The following is a 22,375-nucleotide window of genomic DNA, read 5'->3' as shown; positions in this document are numbered from 1 at the left end:
TTGAAAGGAGGACATCTTGATGTCAGTATCTGTTGCATTGATGACTGTCGTTATAGCAACAACGATCGTGTTGGGAATAATCTTGACGAGCAAAAAGGTTATGAAAAAAATTTCGTCTCCAGTTAAGGTGGGAAAAGGGATTCTTGGAATGAACATAGGTTCGGTGATAACCTTTGGTCTCATAGCCTTACTTTCCATGATTCCAGACGGTCATGCACTGGCTGCTACGACCGCGGCAGCGACTTCAACAACTGTAAGTAACGGTGTAGGTTTAGGTTTACTTGGTGCAGGTTTATCCACCGGTCTTGCGTCCATAGGTGCGGGTATAGGTGTCGGTATCGCCGGAGCCGCAGGTATAGGCGCTATAAGCGAAAAACCCGAAATGTTGGGAAGAACGTTGATATACGTTGGCCTTGCCGAAGGAGTTGCCATATACGGTTTGATAATATCCATAATGATTCTTGGTAGAATTTAACCTTTTTAAGAAAGGATTCTCTCACTTTTATAAGTGGGGGGAGCATGTCACATTAAGGCGGCTATATGCCGCCTTTTCAATTAATGGACAAAGTCATGTATTCTGCACTTGATCAGAAATCCCATCCTTTTGAAGGTCTTACTTATATTTCTTTAAAGTTAATTTTAAAATAAGAATTAACATAAAAGATTGACAAAATGACCCTTACGGTATAAAATTGATACAAAATATTACCATAAGGGAGGTAGTCGGATGAAAAAAATATTTTTTGTGTTGCTGGTTGGTCTGATGTTTTTTTCCGTTTTGTCTTTCTCTGAAGGAACTGTGAAGATCGGTGTCGCTTTGCCGATGACCGGTGGCATAGCATCTTTTGGGCAGATGGTCTATCAGGGGATAGAGATCGCAAATCAAATGTTTCCAACCGTGCTTGGAATGAAAGTTGAACTGATTCTTGCGGATAACAGATCGGACAAAACCGAAGCGGCGAATGTCGTGAGTAGGCTCATAAATCTTAACGGCGTTGTGGGTATTTTAGGAGAAGTTGCAAGTTCAAACACTTTGGCGGGCGGTGCTGTGGCAGAAAAAGCAGGGATACCATTACTTTCGCCGGCTTCCACAAATCCGCTTGTGACTCAGGGGAAAAATTTCGTTTCAAGGGTGTGTTTCATCGATCCTTTCCAGGGACATGTTGCTGCCATCTTTGCGCTCAACAATTTGAAGGCTAAAACGGCTGCCGTTTTCACAGATGTTGCCCAGGATTACAGTGTAGGACTTTCGAATTTCTTCGTAAAAGATTTCACCGCTGGTGGAGGTACAGTTTACAAAGAATATTACCAGTCAGGAGATCAGGATTTCAGTGCCCAACTTACAGATGCCCTCAGCCATAATCCCGACGTTATATACGTCTCTGGTTATTACCCTGAAATTGCCCTTATGGCAAAGCAGGCGAGACAACTTGGATACACGGGACCATTTTTGGCCGGTGATGGTGCTGAAGCACCAGAACTTATTAAAATAGGAGGAAGTGCTGTTAATGGACTTTACTACACCTCTCACTTCAATGCGGATCACCCTGCAACGAAAATGGGACAGGAATTCGTTGCAAAATATGAGGCCCTTTACCACACCTCTCCATCTGCCCTTGCAGCCCTTGGATTTGACACGTACCTTGTCATGTTAAATGCCATAGAACGAGCAGGTTCAACGGATCCGGCCAAAATAAACGCGGCTATAAGAAGTACGAAGAATTTTGAAGGCGCCACCGGCTATATAACAATAGGCGATGACGGTAACGCGGTTAAGTCTGCCGTTATAAATGAAGTTGTGAACGGTCAGTTCACATACGTTACAACTATAAATCCATAAGAGGGGAAACACTCCCCTCTTTTTGAATTCAATGGGGTGATTAACTTTGGATGCAAGTTTGAATGCATTGATTCAAAATTTTTTTAACAGTCTCGCACTGGGAGGCCTTTACGCTTTGATAGCGGTGGGGTACACAATGGTTTATGGCATATTGAGACTTATAAACTTCGCTCATGGCGATATTTTCATGATGGGAACGTATTTTGCCTTTTACGCAATTACACTTTTACTTTTACCTTGGTGGTTAGGTTTCTTGTTTGCCATATTCATAACGGGTTTGCTCGGTTACTCGATAGAGAAGATAGCGTACAGGCCGTTAAGAAGTGCTCCGAGAATTTCATCTTTGATAACGGCAATAGGAATGTCTTTCTTTCTTGAAAGTTTTGCAGTCGTTGTCTTTGGTGGCATTCCTAAATCATTCAACGTTTACCCGAAAGTATTTTCCGATGTTATCATGATGGGAAAAACGAGAATTCCGGTGCTTACGTTCATAACGATTATCGTTACGGCTTTGCTTTTTCTGCTTTTATGGTGGTTGCTTTACAAAACAAAGACGGGGCTTGCAATGCGGGCCATATCCGTTGATATACCCGCAACAAGTCTTATGGGTGCAAATGTGAACAACGTTATAAGCATAACTTTCATAGTTGGATCATCTTTTGCCGCGGTTGCGGGTATTCTGTGGGCAATGAAATATCCGCAAGTCCAACCTTACATGGGCTTTACGCCAGGTTTGAAAGCATTTATAGCGGCGGTTATCGGAGGAATAGGATCTATTCAAGGGGCAATTGTGGGAGGTTTTTTGCTTGGATTTTTGGAGATCATGCTTGTCGGCTTCTTTCCCAGTCTGGCAGGATACAGAGATGTTTTTGCTTACGTCACACTTGTGATAATTTTGATGTTCAGACCAACGGGCATATTCAAAATATATTCAGAACAGAAGGTTTGATGACATGAAAAAATTATCTTTTAAAGTTAACGTGATACTGACAATTGTTTTTTTGGTAGGTGTTTATTTCTTTCTTGCAAATGCGAATATTTTTGGAGATTACTGGTCAAGGATCATAACGTTGATAGCCATCTACGGTATTATGGCCGTGAGTTACACCCTTGTCAACGGGGTAACCGGCATCTTTTCACTTGGCCAGGCAGGATTTATAGCCATAGGCGCTTACACATCCGCACTTTTAACACTTTCAATCGGACAAAAACAGATGTCATTTTTCATTCAACCTCTGATATGGCCTCTGAACAGCATACAGATAGGCTTTCTGCCCGCAACGATCATAGGCGGACTTGTTGCAGCCTTTTTTGCCTTTTTGATAGGATATCCATCGCTCAGGTTAACGGGCGATTATTTTGCAATAGCAACTTTGGCTTTTGCCGAGATAATAAGAATTCTCATACAAAATTTTTACGGACTGACAAATGGCACACTCGGTCTTAAGGGCATAAATTCATACACAACTGTATGGTGGGCATGGGGATGGTTGCTTGTGACGGTTATCGTCGTGGGAAGTTTGAAATTCAGCAGTTACGGAAGAGCACTTAGGGCGATATCCGAAGACCCTGTGGCGGCTAAGGTCATGGGAATAGATGTGTTCTGGCATCAAATGATGGCTTTTGTCGTAAGCGGATTTTTTGCGGGTATTTCCGGTTCGCTTTACGCCCACTGGATAACGACCCTTGATCCAAGGCCTACAAGTCTTGGTGTGATGCTTACCTTTTACGTGCTCATAATGATCGTCATTGGTGGATTGGGCAGCATATCTGGAGCGATAATCGGGGCGATATTTTTTGCTTTTGTCTCGCAATGGCTTAGGATGTTCGAATCAAACGTGAACTTTTTCGGATTGACAATACCCGGAGTGCCGGGAATGAGCATGCTTTTGCTTTCGGTTATCTTCATAGTTGTAATGATTTTCTGGAGAAGAGGGTTGATGGGAAAATCGGAGTTAAGTTGGCAAAACATATACGCTTTCTTCAAAAAAAGAGTTGGTGATGAAAATGGCTGAAAATATTTTGGATATGGATAAAATAACCATAAAATTCGGAGGTCTTACCGCAGTCGATAATTTCTCAATGTACATAAACAAAGGTGAACTCGTTGGTCTTATCGGGCCAAATGGTGCCGGTAAAACGACTATCTTTAACATGATAACAGGGATATACAAACCTACATCCGGCAAAATTGTTTTCAAAGGCATAGATATAACAGGACTTAAACCACAATTGATAAATCAGATAGGAATTGCAAGAACTTTTCAGAACATAAGGCTTTTCTCGGATATGACCGTTCTTGAAAACACCATGGTTGGACAGCACTCGTATTTCACGAATAGAAAGGCACTCAATTTTCTTCACGCGCATGATCCTAAAAAATATCCCAAATCGCTATGGAGACCCTGGCTTTTCAGCGCAATTCTTAAAACCCCCGATTACGTCAAAGTTGAAAAAGTAATGAAAGAAAAAGCCTTTAATTTGCTTGAAAAAATGGAACTTCAAAAATATGCAGACTTTAAGGCCTCCGCATTGCCGTACGGACAGCAAAGGAAACTTGAAATTGCACGTGCTTTAGCCACAAATCCAACTTTACTGATCCTCGATGAACCAGCCGCGGGCATGAATCCGCAAGAAAGTCAGGAATTGCTTGAATCAATAAGAAGAATCATGAAAGACTTTTCTCTGACAATTTTACTTATAGAACATGATATGAAATTCGTCATGAACATATGCGAAAGGATATACGTGCTTGATTACGGTAAACTCATATCTCATGGAAATCCGGAAACAGTCCAAAATGACAAAAAAGTCATAGAAGCCTATCTTGGAGATGAGGTATATGTATGAAATTCTCAAAGTAGAAAGTCTAAAAGTCCATTACGGAGCAATAAATGCCATAAAAGGAATAGATTTGAGCGTTGAAAGGGGAAAATTGGTAACGCTTATAGGCGCTAACGGTGCCGGAAAAAGTTCGACTTTGAACGCGATAATGAATGTCGTGACTTCCAAAAAGGGAAAAATTTCTTACAAAGGAAAAGATATAACAAAAACGAGGACAGATGAAATCGTTAAGAATGGCATAGTACTCGTTCCAGAAGGCAGAAGAATCTTTCCGAATCTTACGGTTCAAGAAAATCTCATGATAGGATCGTTTGGAAGAAAAGACGTCGATGGAATAAAGCGTGACTTTGATCTCGTGCTTGGGTTATTTCCAAGGATAAAAGAGAGATTAAAGCAAGCCGGAGGTACCCTTTCGGGTGGTGAACAACAGATGTTAGCCATAGGGAGGGCTTTGATGGGTAATCCAGAAATACTTCTGATGGATGAGCCATCTCTCGGCCTTGCACCTTTACTTGTCAAAATGGTTTTTGACGTCATAAACAAAATAAAAACAGAAGGTAAAACAATTTTGCTTGTTGAACAGAATGCATCGATGGCCCTTGCAAATGCCGATTACGCCTATGTGCTTGAAACGGGTAAAATAGTTCTTGAAGGAAATGGGAAAGATTTGCTTGTAAATGCCGGCGTAAGGCATGCTTACTTAGGCATAAACTGATTTTTTCCACCGTCCATTTTTAGGAGGCTGTGTTCGGCCTCTTTATTTTTGTGGTATCATTTCTTTAGCGTGTATATTTTTGAAAGGAAGACATCATGAAAAAAACAGAGTGGACAGTGCTGGATATATTTGAAAATGGTACTTCGGCTGAAATAACGAGGGGCTTTCTTGAAGAAAATGGAATTGAAGCCAAGATTCGAGATTCAACTGTTCCTTATGGCGGATCCATGATATTCGGAGAAAGTGGTCCCAAAGAATTACTTGTTAAGGCCGAAGAATTGGAAGAAGCCGAATCTCTCCTTGACGAAATTAAAAAGCACAAGGAGTAAAAGATGTGCAGAATGGTAGGTTTTATCTCAACAGAAGGTAAACCTGTTACACCTTACTTTGAAATTTTAAAGGCACAGGCTCTTCACGGTAAAGATGCACCGCATGGTGACGGGTGGGGCGGCGTGTGTTACAACGATGAAGAGTTTTCAATAAAGAAAAGTTCAAAGCCGATATGGGAAAATGGGAAGATCGATGAAATCGCTAAATCTGCGCTTTTGCACGCAAGGAAAGCAAGTTTTGGAAAAGCAAATGTTTTGTTTTCTCATCCTTTCGTATATAATGAAAAAGGCAAAATATGGTCTTTTGCCCACAATGGAACGATCTACAACCTTTCAAAATCGAAAAGGAAAGATGAAATAGACACGCAGTTTTACGCTAAAATGTTCATTGAAAACTTGAAAGATAAGGATCTACTTGAATCGGTAAGAACAACGGTTAAAACCTTGATAGACATTTCAGAAGGTAAATACACGTCTTTGAATGCCATAATTGTCAACGACGAAATGCTTATGGGATGGAGATATGTCAAAAAGGTCGATGATAATTATCACACGCTATTTTACGAGGCGTGTAAAAATTCGCTTTCAATTTCAACCGAGCCCTCTGGTGGTGGATGGATCGCCATTAAAAACGGAGAGTACCTTTTGGCGAAAAAAAATGAATTTACGGTCGACTTCGAAGTTGGAAATCTGTTTTGAAATTTTCATATAGAGTGTGAGGAGGTAAGATCATGGAATTGAAGAAAACACCGCTATGGTCTGAGCACAAAAGATTGGGAGCCAAGTTAGTTGAATTTGGTGGATGGGAAATGCCACTTCAATACACCTCGATAATCGAAGAGCACAAATCGGTTAGAGAAAAAGCGGGTATTTTTGATGTCTCTCACATGGGAGAAATCTTGGTTGAAGATGTTGATTCAGTACCATTTGTCGATAACCTCATAACGAATTCCGTTTCGAAACTTAAAAACGGAGAGATATGTTACAGCCCCATGTGCTATGAAAATGCAACGATAGTCGATGATCTGCTCGCTTACAAATTCTCAGACACAAAAGTGCTTCTTGTGGTAAATGCTTCGAACACCGACAAAGATTACGAATGGATTAAATCTCAAAAGCGGCATTATCGAGTGAAAATAGAAAATGTTTCGAATAATTATGCCCAAATAGCTTTTCAAGGACCGATGGCAGAAAAGATTTTGAAAAAAATTTCAGGAGTCGATCTCTCGAAGATATCCTTTTATAATTTCACGACAGGGCAAATTAACGGCATAAACTGCATAGTGTCAAGAACGGGATACACAGGAGAAGATGGTTTTGAATTGTATTTCGATCCGGCAGCCGCAATTGCGATGTGGAGAAAATTGATCGAAATAGGAAACAACGATGTAAAGCCTTGTGGACTCGGCGCAAGAGATACCTTAAGGTTTGAGGCATGTTACATGCTTTACGGCAATGACATAGATGATACGACAACGCCACTTGAGGCCGGTCTTGGCTGGACTGTTGATTTCACAAAGCCTTCTTTCAATGGGAAAGAAGTACTTGAAAGGCAAAAAGAAAAAGGTGTGACCAAAAGATTAAGAGGTCTTGAAATAGATGGTGGTATAGCAAGGCACGGATACGAGATCTTTTCGGAAGATCAAAAGGTAGGTCATATCACAAGCGGAACAAAATCACCAACTCTTAACAGATCACTTGCACTTGGTTACGTTGATGCCGATCATTCCAAAATGGGAAATAATTTGTCCGTGGATATTCATGGTAAGAAAATAAAAGCAACTGTTATAAAAACGCCTTTTTACAGAGGAAGCGTTAAATCTAAATAATTCAGGAGGTAACAAAAATGAAGAAGTATTTGAAAACTCACGAGTGGGCTGAACTGAAAGGGAAAGTTGCAACAGTTGGAATATCGGATCATGCCCAGAATCAATTGGGAGACGTTGTTTACGTCAACCTGCCGGATGTCGGAAAAACCGTTAAAGCCGGAGAAATGCTTTGTTCAGTTGAATCGGTTAAATCGGCAAGTGATGTTTATGCACCTTTAAGCGGAAAAGTTGTCGAAGTTAACAAAGCACTTGAAACCACTCCCGAACTGATAAACAAATCGGCCGAAGGTGACGGATGGATCGCAAAAATAGAGGTTTCTAATCCAAAAGAATTTGACGCTTTACTTGATAAAACAGCGTACGATAAATTCGTCGATGAAACACGTTGATTTATGCTTGATCGATTTTAAATGTGAATCATCTTTGATTCCGATCCTGCCGGATCATGGATTTGGAATCTAAAAAGGAGGAATTCAGATGGAACCGTATATTCCCCATACAGATCAAGATTTGAAAGAAATGCTTGAAACGATAGGCGTTAAAAACGTTGAATCTTTGTTTTCAACTATACCTTCGGAAAAACTCATAAATTCAATAGATCTGCCGGACGGAATGGACGAATTCAACGTTTTGTCAAAATTGAGAAAAATGGCACTTATGAATGCAAGTGCTGATAAGTATGCATTTTTCATCGGAGGCGGTATATACAATCATGTGATACCTTCGGCTGTCGGCCAAATAGCCTCGAGAGGTGATTTTTACACTGCATACACACCTTATCAGGCTGAAGTTTCTCAAGGCACACTTCAATCACTTTTTGAATTTCAGACGATGATATGCGAGATCACCGGAATGGGAATAGCAAACGCATCGATGTACGATGGCGCTTCATCTTTGGCGGAAGCGGTTTTGATGGCTTCAAGGTACACGCAAAAATACAGAGCGCTCGTGGCAGACACGATACATCCGGAATACATTGAAACAGTGAAAACTTACGTTGCCGGACCGAAGATAGAAATCGAAAAGGTTTCACATGATTCCGATGGTAAGATTTCTTTGAAGGATTTGAAATCAAAAATTGACGATAAAACATCATGCGTTGTCGTTCAATATCCGAATTTTTACGGGGTAATAGAGGATCTTAAGTCGATAAGAGAAATTTCTAAGGATGTAATTCTTATAGTCATTTCGAATCCCATAAGTTTGGGCATACTTGAAGCGCCCGGTAAACTCGGTGCGGATGTCGTCGTCGGAGACGGACAAACTCTTGGAATATCCATGAATTTTGGAGGGCCTTCGTTTGGATTTTTTGCCATCAGGGAAGATACGAAATTTGTAAGAACAATGCCTGGCAGAATAATTGGAGAAACCGTCGATGTTGACGGCAAACGCGGTTTCGTCATGACACTCCAGGCAAGAGAACAGCATATAAGGCGTGAAAAGGCTACGTCTAACATATGTTCGAATCATGCACTTGGAACGCTTTACGCTTCGATATATCTTTCTCTCGTTGGACCGAAAGGCTTGAAAGAGATAGGAGAACTGAACATTTCCAAATCTCATTATTTACTTAAGCGTCTTGAAAAAACCGGTCATTTCGTTCGTGCATTCTCCGGAGAATTTTTCAACGAATTTGTCGTTAAAACCGATCTCGATATTTCGAAGATGAAAAAAGTGCTTTTCAAAAATGGAATTATCGGACCTCTCGATCTTTCGAAGGCCGATGGCAGCATGAAAGGACATGTGCTATTTTGTGCGACAGAGGCAAATACATCGGAAGAAATTGAAAAATTGATCTCCGTTTTGGAGGCGATGTGATATGGAGTTGATATTTGAAATTTCCACGACCGGAAGAAGAGGTTTTATACCACCCAAATTGGATGTTGACAATTACAACCTATCTGGTGAATTCAAAAGAGTCGAACCTCCAAAACTTCCTGAACTCACGGAAGGAGATGTTGTAAGACATTACACAAACCTCTCAAGGCTGAATTATGCCGTAGACATTGGTTTCTATCCGCTTGGTTCATGCACGATGAAGTACAACCCCAAACTAAACGAATCCGCGGCTGCTTTTGACGGCTTCTCAAAGATACATCCTTATCAGGATGAAAATACAGTTCAAGGTGCTCTCGAGTTGATGTACAACCTTCAAGAAGCCTTGAAAGTCATGAGCGGGATGGATGCCATGACGTTACAACCCGCTGCTGGTGCCCACGGAGAATACACGGGGGTTGCCGTTATACGTGCTTATCACGAACACAAAAAAGACTTTGAAAGAGATGAGATGATAATACCCGATTCCGCACACGGTACAAATCCTGCAACGGCAACGATGAACGGGTATAAGGCAATCGAAATAAAATCAGACAAAAATGGAATGGTGGATATAGACGAATTAAAGAAAATCGTTAATTCTCACACTGCCGGCATAATGCTTACAAATCCGAACACACTTGGACTTTTTGATGAAAATGTGCTTCAAATATCCAGGATAATACACGATGCCGGAGGCTTGCTTTACTACGACGGTGCAAACTTCAACGCCATAATGGGAAAGGCAAGGCCGGGAGACCTCGGATTCGATGTGGTTCACTTCAACTTGCACAAAACTTTTTCCACTCCTCATGGAATGGGAGGCCCTGGTGCCGGGCCGATAGGTGTGAAAAAATTTCTCGAAAGTTTTCTTCCTGTTCCAACTGTTGGTAAAAAGGGTGAAAAGTATTTTCTCGATTACTCACATAAAAACACCATAGGACGTGTTAGAAGTTTCTATGGGAATTTCTCTGTACTTGTCAAGGCATATGCTTACATTTTGACGATGGGAGGAGATGGACTTAAACGTGCAAGCGAAATGGCAGTTTTAAATGCCAATTATCTAAGGGCAAAAATTTCCAAGATACTCGAAGTGCCTTACGATACAAAGCCATGCATGCACGAATTCGTCGCAACGACTGAACCTTTGTTAGGCCATGGGGTTAAGGCTTTAGATTTCGTGAAAAGAATGTTGGACTACGGTGTCCATCCGCCGACGGTGTACTTCCCATTGATAGTCCATGAAGACCTTATGATAGAACCGACAGAAACAGAATCAAAGATGACCCTTGATAAATTCGTCGAAGTTGTTGAAAAAATAGCGAAGGAAGCAAAAGAAAATCCAAAACTTCTTCAAGAAGCGCCTCACATTACTCCGGTAAGGAGACTCGACGATGTAAGGGCTGCAAAACAACTCATTCTAAGATGGAAGTGAAAAATCGCCCCATCCTTGCGATGGGGCATTTCTCATGATTATAAAGGCTTACGCAAAAGTCAATTTGTACCTTTCTGTACTTTCAAAAAGAGATGATGGATTTCACGATATAATTTCGCTTATGCACAACATATCTCTTTACGATCTTTTGGAAGTAGAGAAAAGTGATGAAACGACATTTTCGTCCAAAATGAATTTGCCATGGGACAGTTCAAACACACTTTTCAAAACCATGGATATTTTTGAAAGGATAACCGGCATACATCCAAAGTTAAAGATCAAACTTGAAAAGCACATCCCGTCTCCTTCGGGGTTAGGCGGAGGCAGTGCCGATGCTGCAGCGCTGTTATGGTATTTGTGCGAGAATGAAAAAATTTCAGATATCATGGAAATGGCGAGGTTGATAGGCAGCGATGTGCCTTTTTTTGTGGAAGGTGGTTGTGCTGTTGTTGAAGGAGTTGGAGAAAAAATCCATAAACTTGATCCGCTTGACCTTGGAATAGATCTTTACATTCCACAAGTTGGATTTCCGACGAAACAGATGTACGCACTTGTCGATGAGATGAACCTTTGCGGAAAAAGCGGAGATCCTTACGAACTGTATGCGGGAATAAAAACAGGAGATCGAAAAAAAGTTTCTTCAAATCTTTACAACACCTTTCAGGTTATGGCAGAACAAATTCATCCGGAGATAACTTCTCAGGCTAAAGCACATCTTAAAGATAAAGAATTTATTTTGATGACCGGCTCGGGATCCGCGTTCTTTGGATTCGATCTTCATAAAACAAAAGGGGACGTACATTTCACAGCACGCCCTCGATTGATTTTAGATTAATTTTTAACCGTACCTGTCGGATCTTTTTTTCAAATCGCTTGATTTTTGTTGGCTTTCCTTCAGGAATTTAGACATTTTTTGCTCAAAATCGGTTTGCTTGTCTTCCTTTTCTTTTGGCTGAGATGCGTCTTTCTTTTTTATAACCTCACCCGCATCTTTTATGGAAAGATCCATCTTTCCATTTTCTCCAACACTTAACACTTTTACTTTTACCTTTTGCCCAACATTCAGGTACTCACCGGGATCTTTCACATAGCCACTGGCTATCTTAGAAACGTGAACTAATCCCTCTCCCTCGCCTTCGACTTTGACGAAAACACCGAAGTTTTTTATAGCTGTAACTGTTCCTTCAACAATCTGTCCGGCCTTAACGCTCATGCTAATCCTCTGAAAAACCAGAAGTTTCCTCCCTTCAAAATTGGATATCTAAATTATATCATAACAAACCTATTTTCAAGTCATACAAATTTATCAAATATACTGAACCAGTTTTAAATTCGAATCATAACGATGGCAGGTGCCTCACTCGATGTCTGTTTTTCCTACGTGCTACCGGCTACCCGCCACGCGCCGTTTTTCCGATTACCGATCACGCATCACTCTTCTAAAATTAATCCTGTGTCAATTTTTGGAATGTGAATGTTGCAATCAGAGATGTTACAAGTGCAAATCCGACGAGTACAACGACATCAACCCATATAAAGTTCCATCCGACGTTCAAGGTTATCACGTTTCTAAGTGCATCTGCCGCATAGGTAAGTGGGAAAACATAGGCTATGTATTGCATGAAATGAGGCATTTGCTGAATCGGAAAGAAGACGCCCGAGAAAAACATCATTGGAAAGGTTATCGTTGTCATCGTTATCATGGCCGTTTCCTGTTCTTTCATTGCAGCCGTTATCATAACCCCCACTCCTATGAAACTGAATGTGCCCAACAAAAGCAGGAAGATCGTCCATAACAGCGATATGCCAGTGAAGTGAACTCCAAAGAATAGCCATGAGATTGCCAAAATTATCATGGCGGTTACAAATCCTCTTATAGTCTGCGCAAGCACTTTACCGATGACAATACTTCCACGACTTATAGGTGTAACCATAACGCCATCTAAAGTTCCAAGTTCTCTTTCACGTGTTATAGCCGAAGCGAGTCCTGTCATGACGCTCATTATGGCAATCATGGCCATCAATCCCGGAACTGTAAAATCGTAATAGTTAAATGGCGTCCCATCCGCGTTGATAAGGTTAGATTGCACATTTTGTTTGACGTTGCTGGCACCTTCCTGTCCGAACATCCCAACCAGCACCTGTCCCATCATTATACCTGCTTGAGGATTTGCAGGACTTGGTATGACATCCATGGTCACAGGTCTGTTAAGTGCTATTGATAACGAAAAATCTTTCGGTATCACGGCGCCAACCATTATCTTTCCACTTGCAAGTGCATCGATAAGATCTTGTTTGGAATTATAGAAAATCATCTTGTTTGTGGCAGTTGCAGGCAATGATTTTTCAACTTTTGCGTTGAAGATCAGATCTTGTGAGTAAATTCCTATATTTCCGGAATAAGATCCACCTGTTTTTGGAAAAATGAAACCAAGCATCAACATCATTATAATCGGCATCAAGATCGAAAAAATGACCCTTGTTTTTCCTCTTAAAAATGTCTTTAAATCCTTCCACGCAATGTCCCATATTCTCATTCATCTCACTCCTTAACGTTTACCATTTCGCTTTGTTCTTCGACATCATTTCCTTCGGATATTTCAACGTATATATCCTCAAGAGAAGGTTCAAGTGACTTAAAACTCCTTATTTGGACGTTTAACTTCGATATGTCTTTCATAAATTGATTCAAATCTTCAACTTCTATTTTCATATATCCATCATCTTGATCGAGGATCTTTCCCTTCACTTCATTTGAAGAAAGCGTCCTGTCTGTTTCAACCTCAACAATTTCGGCCTTTTTAAAGTGTTTTTTTATGTCGCTTAAAGAACCTATTGATACTATCTTGCCTTTTCGCATTATGGCGACTTTGTCCACGTTCATGAGTTCAATATCGTGAAGCACATGTGTCGTGTAGACGATCGTTCTGCCTTCTCCTCTCAAGCCAACTATGAAATCTCTTATGTGTTTTGTCGAAACAGGATCAAGGCCTAAAGTCGGTTCGTCTAAAAATATTATCTGCGGATCTGGCACAAGTGCCCTTGCAAGGTTTATCTTTTGTTTCATACCTGTGCTCATTTTGGATATAAGCATATCCTTAAAATTCCATATATCGAAAAGTTTCAAGAATTTTTGAGCATTTTCTTCTATAACCGTATCTTTCATACCGTAAAGTCTTCCAAAAAATTTTATGTTTTCCATAGCCGTTAAGTTATCATAAAGTATTATTTTTTCGGCTACAAGTCCTATATTTTTTCTGACATTTGTTGGATCCTTTAAAACGTTGTAACCGGCAACTTCTATGTGCCCACTCGTTGGAACTGCAAGATTGGTTAAAATTCTTATCGTCGTACTTTTTCCGGCACCATTTTGTCCAAGCAGCGCAAATAGTTCTCCGTAATTCACATCAAAAGAAATATCATCTACGGCTTTCACGTTTTTGAAATATTTCTTAAGATTTTTAACAACAATTGCTTTTTTCTTATCCATTTCAAAACCTCCTTAAAATATCTTCAACCTCAACTATCAATTTTAAACTTTCTTTCATGCTAACCTTACCGTTGAAATCTTTACTTGAAAGATCGTAAAGCACGTAAAGCAAATTTTTCACGGCAGTTTTTATTTCTTCCGGCATCGAAGGATTTTTTTCGCCTACAACTATTCCTATTTTTCGCATCATTAACTTGATGGTATCCGTATTTTCCCTTAACTGTTTCACAAAATCGTTCCCTTCGGGAGTTAGACTGTATAATTTCCTTCTTCCGACTATTTTTTGATCTATCAACTTTTTATCAAGCAAATCACTCAACTGCGGATAAACGGTGCCGGCAGATGCGGGCATGCCTTTTTCTTTCGCGTATTTCAAAAAATCGTATCCTGTGCCTTCTTTATTTTCACATAAAAAATTCAAAAGCATCATCTTCATCATTGGGTATGCAGTTTTCACATCAAACCTCCTAATATCTATTAAGATATATCTATATAGATTATAGACCTTTTTTTGTTTAAATTTAAACAAATGTGAATTAAGTTTAGATTGCCGTTATAGGCACAATCTCTTTGCGGCGAAAGTCATTTGTTGCACGAAGTGCGGTAAGTTTAAACTTCAATAGAAGATCGTTGATCGGAAAATATCTTTTTGTATAGATCAACGCCATAACTTGTTTGCAAGGGCTCTCCATTCAAAATTTTGAATGTTCTGTTTCCATCCTCGCTTCTTTCGGCCCTCAGAAAGAGAAAGCCATCAGATCTGTTTTTGTAAAATCCGTGAGCCAGTTCGTACATGTGTGTGACAAAGAAGACTTTTATGTTTTTTTCGATAAGTGCGGACGTTATTTGTCGCCCTATCTCGGATCCTTCCCTTTCATTTGTTGCGGCAAATGATTCGTTAAACAATATCATTGAATCGGGCTTAAGGTAATTAACGATTTTGTCCATCCTTTTCAATTCTTCATCGAATTTACCGCTATCCATCTTCTTATCTTCTTCGCGCTTGTAATGGGTAAATATCCCGTTAGAGATGTTTGCGCTGAATCTTTGTGCCGGTACGAACAATCCAGATTGCATCATCAACTGGGCAATACCGATGCTTCTTAGAAATGTGGATTTCCCGCCTTGATTTGCGCCGGTTATCACGATAAGTGCTTTTCCATCCGCATCAATTTCATTTCCGATTACTTTTTCTCCCTTAACGATGGCAAGAGAAATATCGTAGAGATTTTCGAAATTGTGTACGCGCTCATTCGATTGTTTGACATCTGGAAAACAAACCGGTTCCCCAATCTTGGTAATTCGATCGTAAAGATTGAGGGCTCCAACGTAAAATGCGAGTTCGACTCGCATCATTTTGAAAAAATTTAAAATGTGATCGGCAGACTGGGCGATAGCGTTTGAAACTGAATTTATGGCCCTATCTTTTATCTGGCCAAGGGCTTCGGCACCTCTTTCGTCTCTGTCACTTATTGCAAAGGTGTAAGACTCTTCCTTTTTTGAAAAGATGCGATCCAAAAATCCCTCTTTCTTCTCGTTGGGCTCTAATATCATGTAATTTTCTCCCTTGTTTCCATTACCAAGGTTAACGCCTATAAGCATCCCGTTTTTGAATTCCAAATATCTCAGATGTTCTTCAATCAATTCAAAATATTCATCTGTAAGTTCGGTCTGGATCATCTTGAAAAAGCGTTTAAACCCCTCCGATTCAAATTTTGAAGATTCATCATCGACGATTTTTCTTAATTTTCTCAAAGTCGAGATAAAAAGATGTAAAAGTTCCATCGCGCTGTGTAAGATGGCATCGGGATATTTACTGAAAAATCCAAAATATGTTTTTTTCTCCTGTTCAATTCCTTCCACTGCGATGGAATAAAGATTTCTTACCGTCGATGGATTTCTCAGGCAATCTTTTATGATGTTCTGGCGATAAAGTAGCATTTCTGCAGAATTAACGCTTGAAAGCAAAGCCCTTTTTGAAACATTAAAAATAAACTCATCACCGTTTGATATGGCATTTAATAGGGTATTCAATTCTAAATCCTGAACAAGATCATCGGCAAATGGAGGAAATTGTCCTTCGAGATCAAAATCTCGATTTCTAAACATCAAAAAGACTTTCATGATCTTATCCTCTCTTTCAAAGATTTGTAAGTCAGATGATACTTTTCCGCTACCGATATGGCATAAGATAAACCGTCAGATGGTTTTCTCAAGACTTTGTAAGTTCTTACGGATGGGTTATCCTGATCCACGGTGCTTACCATGCTTACAACTTTTTCGTTCATGGAGGTTATTTCGTCTATGAACGTAACCCACACCGTCAAGATATCAAGATCGTATATAACGGTCATAACTTTTTTGCTCAAAAAAAGTGCGTCTTCGAGAGTTGTGGAAGAAAACATTTCATTTATTACGATTAAACTGCGTGGCGTTGCCTTTTTCAAAATCAAATTTATTCTGAAAAGTTCGTCTTCAAGTTTTCCACGAAGATTGTTTATGTTTTCTTCTCTTTCAAAGTGCGTAAAGATTTGATCGAACAAAAAGAGTTTTGCCTCATTTCCGGGCACAGGACAGCCGATACTTGCAAGATAATGAAGTTGCCCAAAAGTTCTCGCAAAGGTTGTCTTACCGCCTTGATTGGGACCGGTTACAACGAAAATTCTTTCTTGATCCTTAAGATAAAAATCGTTAGTTACAACCACCTTTTGATCGTTTACCAATTTGCCGGCAAGTGCAAGATCAAAAGTGCTGCGGGCATATATTTCTTTTTCTTGAGTGATTTGCGGGATACAAAATTCAAGTCCGTTTCTTTTGAACTGAGATATGTACTCGAGGTAAGAGATGTAAAACTGAATTTCTCTTGTGAATTCAGAAATGACTTCGTTCATGAAATTCGCATTCTTTACGTAATATCCGTCAAGTTCTTTGAAAATTTCAGGATAAAGCATCGCCACAAAGTCGAGTATTTTAGCCTCAACATGGTTCATGTCCACCAATCCATTAAATTTAACGGAGTAACTTTTTACTGATCCTTGTCTGAACTTTTCAAATATTTCCTCTATTTCTTGACTGTAATTTTTCTGAGAATCATACCTTCTTACTTTAATCGCGCTTCCCCTTACAAATAGGGTGTATCTTATCTGCGAAAGTTCATCTTTTAATTTTTTGGTTTGAATGACAAGAGATTTAAAATCGTCCGAATCAACGTAATCTTTCAAAAAATCAGAAAAATCCAAAAAGCCTCTCGATTTAAGATCGACGGCAAGGGATTTTGAAAGGTCTTGAACGGCATCACAATAGATTTCAACTCCATCAATGAACCATCTTTCCTTTTGGTATTTGTAAGATAATTTATCGGACTGATCAAAACATTTCTTCATCGTCCGCATTTTATCTTCAAACTTTGTCACATTTTCAAAAAGTTCTTCGTTTTTGAGGAGATCGCTCATAACTTCTTGCCTGTACTTTATCGAATCGACATCTTCAAGTTTGACGTAAAAATACGGTTTAAGATCGCATATTTTTTTGGATGTAATGGAATTCACGATTTGATCAAGATTTAGATCTCCAAAACATTCTGGCATTTGAGCATTCTTGACCCTAACCCTGTCATTTTCATTTTTAAAAAGTATGCTTAGCATTTTGACCCTCCTTAAAAAAACAAAATGGCTTCTCTCAAAGAAGCCATCAGCCTTCAAAGGCATTTATCAGGGAGCCTCATCCCTTTAATTGTATTATAACACATTTCGTTAGCGATAGAGAACGATGCCAAAATAGGGATATACCACATTTTATCGCATTTTAGAAAAAATCAATTAACTTCTTTTAAACAATGAATATTGTATAATCGGACGAACGGCAGTGGAGTCTGCCAAAACCGCTTACAAGCCAATGACTCCTACCATTTTTCAGGTGGGAGGTGTATTGTGTTAATTCTCAGTGTAATCCAGCTTATATATGTCTTAGCGCTTGCTCCGCTTATTGCGGGAATAATCTCTACGACAGAAGAAAAAATCGAATCCAAAAAAGGACCGAGTATCTTTCAACCCTATTATGACCTTATAAAACTTTTTAAAAAGGAAAATCTTGTCCCCGCAAAATCTTCTCCCATCTTCAGGATAGGTCCTTACGTCACGTTCGCGCTTTACATGCTGCTGACGCTTGTACTTCCGATAATAACTGCCTTCCCGTTGGAATTCGGTCCCGTTGTCGACTTCATAGGAGGCGGTCTCACTTTCGGTGCAGCCGCGACATTCAAAAAACTCATGGCTTTGGACAGCAGAAGCAATTATGCCCATCTCGGCACATCAAGATCGGCAAGCATCAGCGCATTGTCAGAGCCCATAACCGTTTTGGTCTTCATAATGCTCGGCGTGATTTCCCAAACAAACAACCCTTACGTCATAAACAACGTGCTCCAGACTTCAACGACGTGGTATCTGTCTCTTGTTCACTGGTTTGTAGCGGCGGCTTTCTTCATGGTTTTACTCGTTGAGACGGGAAAACTTCCCATCGAATCACATTCGACCGCCGAACTCGGATCTATAGATCAATCGATGGAGATCGAGTATTCCGGACCCGATCTCGCATTTTTCAAATGGGGAGGATATGCAAAACAATTCCTTTTGATGAGTGTCTTTTTAAATGTCTACACCATACCTTTCTGGGTCCCAATGAAAATGGAGTGGGGAGCCATTTTGATATACATGGGAATTCAACTTTTAAAATTAACGGGTCTTGCGATAGTTTTTGCTTTCTTCGAAGAGAGCGTTTCAAAGTTCAGACTTTTGAAAAATTTTGACTACATTTCAATAGCCTTTTCGCTGGCCTTTTTAAGTTTTCTTGCCTTCAGCGTCTCGAGGTGATAATATGAAAGATTTCTTCATGCTTATAGGCTTTTCGGAAATACTGCTTGTGCTCTTCATGCAATGGGAGGTATATGTCACGAAGATCGTCAAAACCTTTTCGATCGGATCGTACATCATCTCGATCTTTTTGTTTTACCTCAGTTTCATTCAGCATTCCTACCTTGTGTTCATTCTTGCCATCCTGACTGCGGCGATAAGAGGGTTTTTCATCCCGACCTTCATTCTAAGAAGGCTTGCAAGAGATCCGTGGAGAGAAAGAGAATCAAAGCCTGCGATGGGAACCGCATTCTCGATAATAATTTCTCTTGTGATAGCGATCTTTGCCTACGTGCTTTACGACGTTACGATGTTGAATTTCGTCGGTGTTCTGTCGGGTGCGATCCCCGTCGTGCTCATCTTCCAGGGTGCCTTCCTCATAATATCGAGAAAAAATGCCTTTATTCAGTTGATCGGATACATGGTCATGGAGAATGCCGCCTTCTTGTTCACAGGCTACCTCTTTCCTGACCTTCCCTTCAGCGTTGAGGCTGGAACGGTTCTCGATCTCATAGGAGTTGTCATGATTTCTGGAATCGTAATGAGGATGAGGGAAAGCACTTCGAAAAAATCAGACGATTTTGATGAATTAAGGGGATAGAAAATGAGTATAATCTACATTTTGCCAATGGCTGCAAGTTTGATAGGCGCTTTGCTGTGTCTTGCAAGGATCGAAAAATTCGAAGAAGTGATCTCCGTGATCGCGTCTGTCTCTACCGTCATCTTTTCGATCGTGATTCTTTTCCTGCCAGACGTATCGGATACTTTCCTGTTTTTGGACGGAATTTCGAAGATCATGATTTTGACGATTTCCATTGTTTACACGATGACAGTCATCTTTTCAACGACTTTTTTAAAATACATCGATGAACCGCTTTTTCAAAAAAGGTTTTACTATCTTTTGCTTAATCTCTTCGCATTTTCAATGTTCTTTTCAGTTTCGGTAAACAACCTCGGCCTCGTCTGGGTCGGTATAGAGGCGACAACCGTCACGAGTGCGCTTTTGGTTGCGGTAGAAAACGACGAATCATCGACAGAGGCGACATGGAGATACATAATAATAGTCTCAAGCGGGTTAGTCATCTCTTTCATATCAAACGTGCTGATATACGCCGCGACAGGCACACTTGATATATCCAAATTGCTGACGATGAATGCATTTTCCGCGCTCCTTCCTCTCGGCAGCATGATGGCCATAATAGGGTACGGCACAAAGGCCGGCATCTTCCCGATGCACACGTGGCTTCCGGATGTTCACGGGAAGGCACCGGCACCGGTCAGCGCGATTTTTTCCGGCGTCTTACTGCCCGTGGCGCTTTACGCGATAATCAGAGTCATACAGTTCACACCCGTTGCATACGTTAAAACTTTTGCGCTTGTGCTCGGATTTTTGACCGTCATCATTGCCGCAAGTCTTATGGCGGTCCAGACGAATTACAAAAGGTTATTCGCCTATTCCACGATGGAAAACATGGGAATGGCACTGATCGGAATTTCTTTGGGAGGATACGCTCTTATCGGTGTTTTTGTGTTGATAATTTCACATGCCTTTGCGAAATCTTCAACCTTTTTCCTGAGCGGAAATCTTTTATCGAGGTATAAAACTGTGAAGATAGATGAAGTTAAAGGCGTCGCTGAACGTATGCCGTCCACCGCTTACACTCTGCTTTTCGATGCGATGGCGATAACGGGAATGCCGCCATTCGGAACCTTCTTCGGAGAGATCATGATAATCCTTGTTTTGCTCTCCGTGTTGAATATAGGGTGGACTTTATTGTTAGTAGGTTTTCTGGCACTTGCATTCATTTCGATGAACTTCAAAGTCGGGAAAATGATCTTCTCCGACTCTGAAGGAGAAAAGATGGATCGAAAAAGAATAGGAACTCTCGTTCCGATAATCGATACCGTCTTTTCCGTAGCCGTGATCTTTTTCATTCCCTTTATAAGCAAGGTGATAAAATGAAGATATTGCTCGGGACATTTCGCAAAGACGTCGATTATTACATCGTCCAGGAAGACGGGGTCATATCGATCGAGATCGATCCCGAAAACATTTACACGCCGAACTACGCTTTTGTAAAATCTCGCGATTTGATAATAGGTTCGGATGATGCGGTGAAGACCGGCGATGGAGTCTTCGATTTCAGATATGGTCCCGTTACATCCGGAGTTGGGGAAGCGGGCATTTATCACCTTTACACCTACGGCGAAAGAATTCTCTCTGTCGACATCGATCTTTCCTACAAGCATAGAAATATCTCAAAAAGGATTATAGGCCTCGATTTCAAATCCGCTCTGAAAATGGTCGAAAAGATCTGCGGCAATTTCGCTTTTTCACACTCCTTGGCATTCACAAAAGCCGTAGAATCGACGATCGGCATCGATACGGAGCCGAAAAGCGAAAAACTCAGAACAATAGCGCTTGAACTCGAACGGATTTACAATCATCTTTACGTCATTTACCAACTTGCCCAGGCGGCCGCACAAAAGGTTTTGACGTCTCATATGAGTTATCTTTTCGAGGAGAGTTTAAGGATGAACAAGAATTTCAGCGGATCGAGATATCTAAAGGATTTTAACGATATAGGAGGAATAAAAAATTTTGACGAAAGAAGATTTGAAAATCTGAAATCCGATCTTCAAAGGATAACGTCCGAGTTCGGCGAACTTTACAAAGGGGCGCTCGAGAGCGGAAACTTTTTGGACAGGCTTTATTCAACAGGCCTTTTGAACTCTTCGGAAGCGATAAACATCGGGATAACAGGTCCCACATTGAGATCAACCGGCATAAAGGAGGACCTAAGGCTCAACGATCCAAAATACAAGAATTTAAAGATCCCCACAAAGAATGAAGGGGATAGTCTTGCGAGGATGGAAGTAAGGGCAGAAGAGATCTTTGAAAGTCAGAGGATAATTTTAGAGCAGATCGAAAGTTCGGATGAAAATAACGAGACCGGTTACGAAAAAGGGCTGGGTTATTGCGAGTCTCCGAGCGGGACCGTCGCGTACATGGTAGACGTGAAAGATTCAAAGATATCGGACATCTACATCGTAACGCCGTCCTTTTTTGCCTTCAAAGGAATTGCGAATGCTTTGAGAGGAAATATCTTTACGGACTTTCAATTTGCCGTCGAATCATTCGGAATGAACTTTGCGGATGGAGCGCTTTGA

General features: G+C 40.5%; 23 protein-coding genes and 2 riboswitches. Of the genes, 17 read left to right on the top strand and 6 right to left on the bottom strand.

All coding sequences use genetic code 11. The features are described 5' to 3' along the window. The first annotated feature begins 19 nt into the window (after nt 1-19). The 13 genes from ACP5NR_RS00600 to ispE all read left to right on the top strand — a co-directional run bounded on the left by ACP5NR_RS00600 (nt 20) and on the right by ispE (nt 11,642). On the top strand, nt 20-475 hold the full coding sequence (locus ACP5NR_RS00600) for an ATP synthase subunit C (protein WP_428005777.1): 456 nt from the start codon (nt 20-22) through the stop codon (nt 473-475). A gap of 252 nt (nt 476-727) precedes the next feature. Beyond that, nucleotides 728-1,840 carry an ABC transporter substrate-binding protein gene (locus ACP5NR_RS00595; RefSeq protein ID WP_428004945.1) on the top strand — a complete coding sequence of 371 codons (1,113 nt, stop codon included), beginning with the start codon at nt 728-730 and terminating at the stop codon, nt 1,838-1,840. Between the two features lie 46 nt (nt 1,841-1,886). Continuing rightward, nucleotides 1,887-2,789 carry a branched-chain amino acid ABC transporter permease gene (locus tag ACP5NR_RS00590; RefSeq protein ID WP_428005776.1) on the top strand — a complete coding sequence of 301 codons (903 nt, stop codon included), beginning with the start codon at nt 1,887-1,889 and terminating at the stop codon, nt 2,787-2,789. A 4-nt stretch (nt 2,790-2,793) separates the two neighbouring features. Next, entirely contained in the window at nt 2,794-3,855 is a 1,062-nt protein-coding gene (locus tag ACP5NR_RS00585) for a branched-chain amino acid ABC transporter permease (protein ID WP_428004947.1), read from the top strand. Beyond that, nucleotides 3,848-4,690, top strand: coding sequence for an ABC transporter ATP-binding protein (locus ACP5NR_RS00580; protein WP_428005775.1), 843 nt, complete (start codon nt 3,848-3,850; stop codon nt 4,688-4,690). The genes ACP5NR_RS00585 and ACP5NR_RS00580 overlap by 8 nt, the downstream gene beginning before the upstream one ends. After that, nucleotides 4,683-5,399 carry an ABC transporter ATP-binding protein gene (locus tag ACP5NR_RS00575; RefSeq protein WP_428004949.1) on the top strand — a complete coding sequence of 239 codons (717 nt, stop codon included), beginning with the start codon at nt 4,683-4,685 and terminating at the stop codon, nt 5,397-5,399. The genes ACP5NR_RS00580 and ACP5NR_RS00575 overlap by 8 nt, the downstream gene beginning before the upstream one ends. A gap of 95 nt (nt 5,400-5,494) precedes the next feature. After that, the gene (locus ACP5NR_RS00570; RefSeq protein WP_428004950.1) at nt 5,495-5,728 is read left to right on the top strand and encodes a putative signal transducing protein; all 234 of its coding nucleotides are present in this window, start codon (nt 5,495-5,497) and stop codon (nt 5,726-5,728) included. 3 nt (nt 5,729-5,731) lie between these two features. Then, complete coding sequence (locus tag ACP5NR_RS00565) at nt 5,732-6,427, top strand: class II glutamine amidotransferase (protein WP_428004951.1); 696 nt, start codon at nt 5,732-5,734, stop codon at nt 6,425-6,427. A gap of 29 nt (nt 6,428-6,456) precedes the next feature. After that, on the top strand, nt 6,457-7,557 hold the full coding sequence (gcvT, locus tag ACP5NR_RS00560) for a glycine cleavage system aminomethyltransferase GcvT (RefSeq protein WP_428004961.1): 1,101 nt from the start codon (nt 6,457-6,459) through the stop codon (nt 7,555-7,557). Nucleotides 7,558-7,574: 17 nt separating this feature from the next. Continuing rightward, nucleotides 7,575-7,946: a glycine cleavage system protein GcvH gene (gene gcvH / locus ACP5NR_RS00555; RefSeq protein ID WP_428004952.1), complete on the top strand. Its 372-nt coding sequence runs from the start codon at nt 7,575-7,577 to the stop codon at nt 7,944-7,946. Nucleotides 7,947-8,034: 88 nt separating this feature from the next. Further along, the gene (gcvPA, locus tag ACP5NR_RS00550; RefSeq protein WP_428004953.1) at nt 8,035-9,375 is read left to right on the top strand and encodes an aminomethyl-transferring glycine dehydrogenase subunit GcvPA; all 1,341 of its coding nucleotides are present in this window, start codon (nt 8,035-8,037) and stop codon (nt 9,373-9,375) included. Nucleotide 9,376: 1 nt separating this feature from the next. Further along, nucleotides 9,377-10,807, top strand: a complete 1,431-nt coding sequence (gcvPB, locus tag ACP5NR_RS00545) for an aminomethyl-transferring glycine dehydrogenase subunit GcvPB (protein ID WP_428004954.1) — start codon at nt 9,377-9,379, stop codon at nt 10,805-10,807. A 34-nt stretch (nt 10,808-10,841) separates the two neighbouring features. After that, on the top strand, nt 10,842-11,642 hold the full coding sequence (gene ispE, locus ACP5NR_RS00540; RefSeq protein WP_428004955.1) for a 4-(cytidine 5'-diphospho)-2-C-methyl-D-erythritol kinase: 801 nt from the start codon (nt 10,842-10,844) through the stop codon (nt 11,640-11,642). Between the two features lie 3 nt (nt 11,643-11,645). On the opposite strand, the gene ACP5NR_RS00535 is transcribed toward ispE, so the two are convergent. From ACP5NR_RS00535 to ACP5NR_RS00510, 6 genes are all read right to left on the bottom strand, one after another. Beyond that, a complete protein-coding gene (locus ACP5NR_RS00535; protein WP_428004956.1) occupies nt 11,646-12,020 on the bottom strand; it encodes a S1 RNA-binding domain-containing protein in 375 nt (124 codons plus the stop codon). A gap of 232 nt (nt 12,021-12,252) precedes the next feature. Further along, a complete protein-coding gene (locus ACP5NR_RS00530) occupies nt 12,253-13,344 on the bottom strand; it encodes an ABC transporter permease (protein ID WP_428004957.1) in 1,092 nt (363 codons plus the stop codon). 5 nt (nt 13,345-13,349) lie between these two features. Beyond that, nucleotides 13,350-14,297, bottom strand: a complete 948-nt coding sequence (locus ACP5NR_RS00525) for an ATP-binding cassette domain-containing protein (RefSeq protein ID WP_428005774.1) — start codon at nt 14,295-14,297, stop codon at nt 13,350-13,352. 1 nt (nt 14,298) lies between these two features. After that, nucleotides 14,299-14,754, bottom strand: coding sequence for a PadR family transcriptional regulator (locus tag ACP5NR_RS00520; protein WP_428005773.1), 456 nt, complete (start codon nt 14,752-14,754; stop codon nt 14,299-14,301). Nucleotides 14,755-14,906: 152 nt separating this feature from the next. Then, the gene (locus ACP5NR_RS00515) at nt 14,907-16,421 is read right to left on the bottom strand and encodes a MutS-related protein (protein ID WP_428005772.1); all 1,515 of its coding nucleotides are present in this window, start codon (nt 16,419-16,421) and stop codon (nt 14,907-14,909) included. Further along, on the bottom strand, nt 16,418-17,941 hold the full coding sequence (locus ACP5NR_RS00510) for a MutS-related protein (RefSeq protein WP_428005771.1): 1,524 nt from the start codon (nt 17,939-17,941) through the stop codon (nt 16,418-16,420). The genes ACP5NR_RS00515 and ACP5NR_RS00510 overlap by 4 nt, the downstream gene beginning before the upstream one ends. A 30-nt stretch (nt 17,942-17,971) precedes the next feature. After that, a riboswitch (Fluoride riboswitch) is annotated at nt 17,972-18,034 on the bottom strand. A 114-nt stretch (nt 18,035-18,148) separates the two neighbouring features. Further along, a riboswitch (Fluoride riboswitch) is annotated at nt 18,149-18,208 on the top strand. Between the two features lie 18 nt (nt 18,209-18,226). On the opposite strand from ACP5NR_RS00510, the gene ACP5NR_RS00505 reads away from it, so the two are divergent. From ACP5NR_RS00505 to ACP5NR_RS00490, 4 genes are read left to right on the top strand one after another with little or no spacing between them, the layout of a single operon-like run. Then, nucleotides 18,227-19,165, top strand: a complete 939-nt coding sequence (locus ACP5NR_RS00505; protein WP_428005770.1) for a respiratory chain complex I subunit 1 family protein — start codon at nt 18,227-18,229, stop codon at nt 19,163-19,165. Between the two features lie 4 nt (nt 19,166-19,169). Continuing rightward, nucleotides 19,170-19,805, top strand: a complete 636-nt coding sequence (locus ACP5NR_RS00500; RefSeq protein WP_428005769.1) for a hydrogenase 4 membrane component (E)-like protein — start codon at nt 19,170-19,172, stop codon at nt 19,803-19,805. Between the two features lie 3 nt (nt 19,806-19,808). After that, nucleotides 19,809-21,167: a proton-conducting transporter membrane subunit gene (locus ACP5NR_RS00495; RefSeq protein WP_428005768.1), complete on the top strand. Its 1,359-nt coding sequence runs from the start codon at nt 19,809-19,811 to the stop codon at nt 21,165-21,167. Then, nucleotides 21,164-22,375 (top strand): Ni,Fe-hydrogenase III large subunit, encoded by a 1,212-nt coding sequence (locus ACP5NR_RS00490; RefSeq protein WP_428005767.1) that lies wholly within the window; start codon nt 21,164-21,166, stop codon nt 22,373-22,375. The genes ACP5NR_RS00495 and ACP5NR_RS00490 overlap by 4 nt, the downstream gene beginning before the upstream one ends.

The sequence above is a fragment of the Athalassotoga sp. genome (assembly GCF_049965695.1).
Classification (GTDB): Bacteria; Thermotogota; Thermotogae; order Mesoaciditogales; family Mesoaciditogaceae; genus Athalassotoga.
The sequence above is the reverse complement of the archived record's forward strand: the minus strand, read 5'-3'. Positions and strand labels throughout refer to the sequence as shown.

Bases quoted from the DNA above. Each gene is read 5' to 3' on its own strand.
- ACP5NR_RS00600 (WP_428005777.1), top strand. From the start codon at position 20: ATGTCAGTATCTGTTGCATTGATGACTGTCGTTATAGCAACAACGATC.
- ACP5NR_RS00595 (WP_428004945.1), top strand. From the start codon at position 728: ATGAAAAAAATATTTTTTGTGTTGCTGGTTGGTCTGATGTTTTTTTCC.
- ACP5NR_RS00585 (WP_428004947.1), top strand. From the start codon at position 2,794: ATGAAAAAATTATCTTTTAAAGTTAACGTGATACTGACAATTGTTTTT.
- ACP5NR_RS00580 (WP_428005775.1), top strand. From the start codon at position 3,848: ATGGCTGAAAATATTTTGGATATGGATAAAATAACCATAAAATTCGGA.
- ACP5NR_RS00575 (WP_428004949.1), top strand. From the start codon at position 4,683: ATGTATGAAATTCTCAAAGTAGAAAGTCTAAAAGTCCATTACGGAGCA.
- ACP5NR_RS00570 (WP_428004950.1), top strand. From the start codon at position 5,495: ATGAAAAAAACAGAGTGGACAGTGCTGGATATATTTGAAAATGGTACT.
- ACP5NR_RS00565 (WP_428004951.1), top strand. From the start codon at position 5,732: ATGTGCAGAATGGTAGGTTTTATCTCAACAGAAGGTAAACCTGTTACA.
- gcvH (WP_428004952.1), top strand. From the start codon at position 7,575: ATGAAGAAGTATTTGAAAACTCACGAGTGGGCTGAACTGAAAGGGAAA.
- gcvPA (WP_428004953.1), top strand. From the start codon at position 8,035: ATGGAACCGTATATTCCCCATACAGATCAAGATTTGAAAGAAATGCTT.
- gcvPB (WP_428004954.1), top strand. From the start codon at position 9,377: ATGGAGTTGATATTTGAAATTTCCACGACCGGAAGAAGAGGTTTTATA.
- ispE (WP_428004955.1), top strand. From the start codon at position 10,842: ATGATTATAAAGGCTTACGCAAAAGTCAATTTGTACCTTTCTGTACTT.
- ACP5NR_RS00535 (WP_428004956.1), bottom strand. From the start codon at position 12,020: ATGAGCGTTAAGGCCGGACAGATTGTTGAAGGAACAGTTACAGCTATA.
- ACP5NR_RS00530 (WP_428004957.1), bottom strand. From the start codon at position 13,344: ATGAGAATATGGGACATTGCGTGGAAGGATTTAAAGACATTTTTAAGA.
- ACP5NR_RS00525 (WP_428005774.1), bottom strand. From the start codon at position 14,297: ATGGATAAGAAAAAAGCAATTGTTGTTAAAAATCTTAAGAAATATTTC.
- ACP5NR_RS00515 (WP_428005772.1), bottom strand. From the start codon at position 16,421: ATGAAAGTCTTTTTGATGTTTAGAAATCGAGATTTTGATCTCGAAGGA.
- ACP5NR_RS00510 (WP_428005771.1), bottom strand. From the start codon at position 17,941: ATGCTAAGCATACTTTTTAAAAATGAAAATGACAGGGTTAGGGTCAAG.
- ACP5NR_RS00500 (WP_428005769.1), top strand. From the start codon at position 19,170: ATGAAAGATTTCTTCATGCTTATAGGCTTTTCGGAAATACTGCTTGTG.
- ACP5NR_RS00495 (WP_428005768.1), top strand. From the start codon at position 19,809: ATGAGTATAATCTACATTTTGCCAATGGCTGCAAGTTTGATAGGCGCT.
- ACP5NR_RS00490 (WP_428005767.1), top strand. From the start codon at position 21,164: ATGAAGATATTGCTCGGGACATTTCGCAAAGACGTCGATTATTACATC.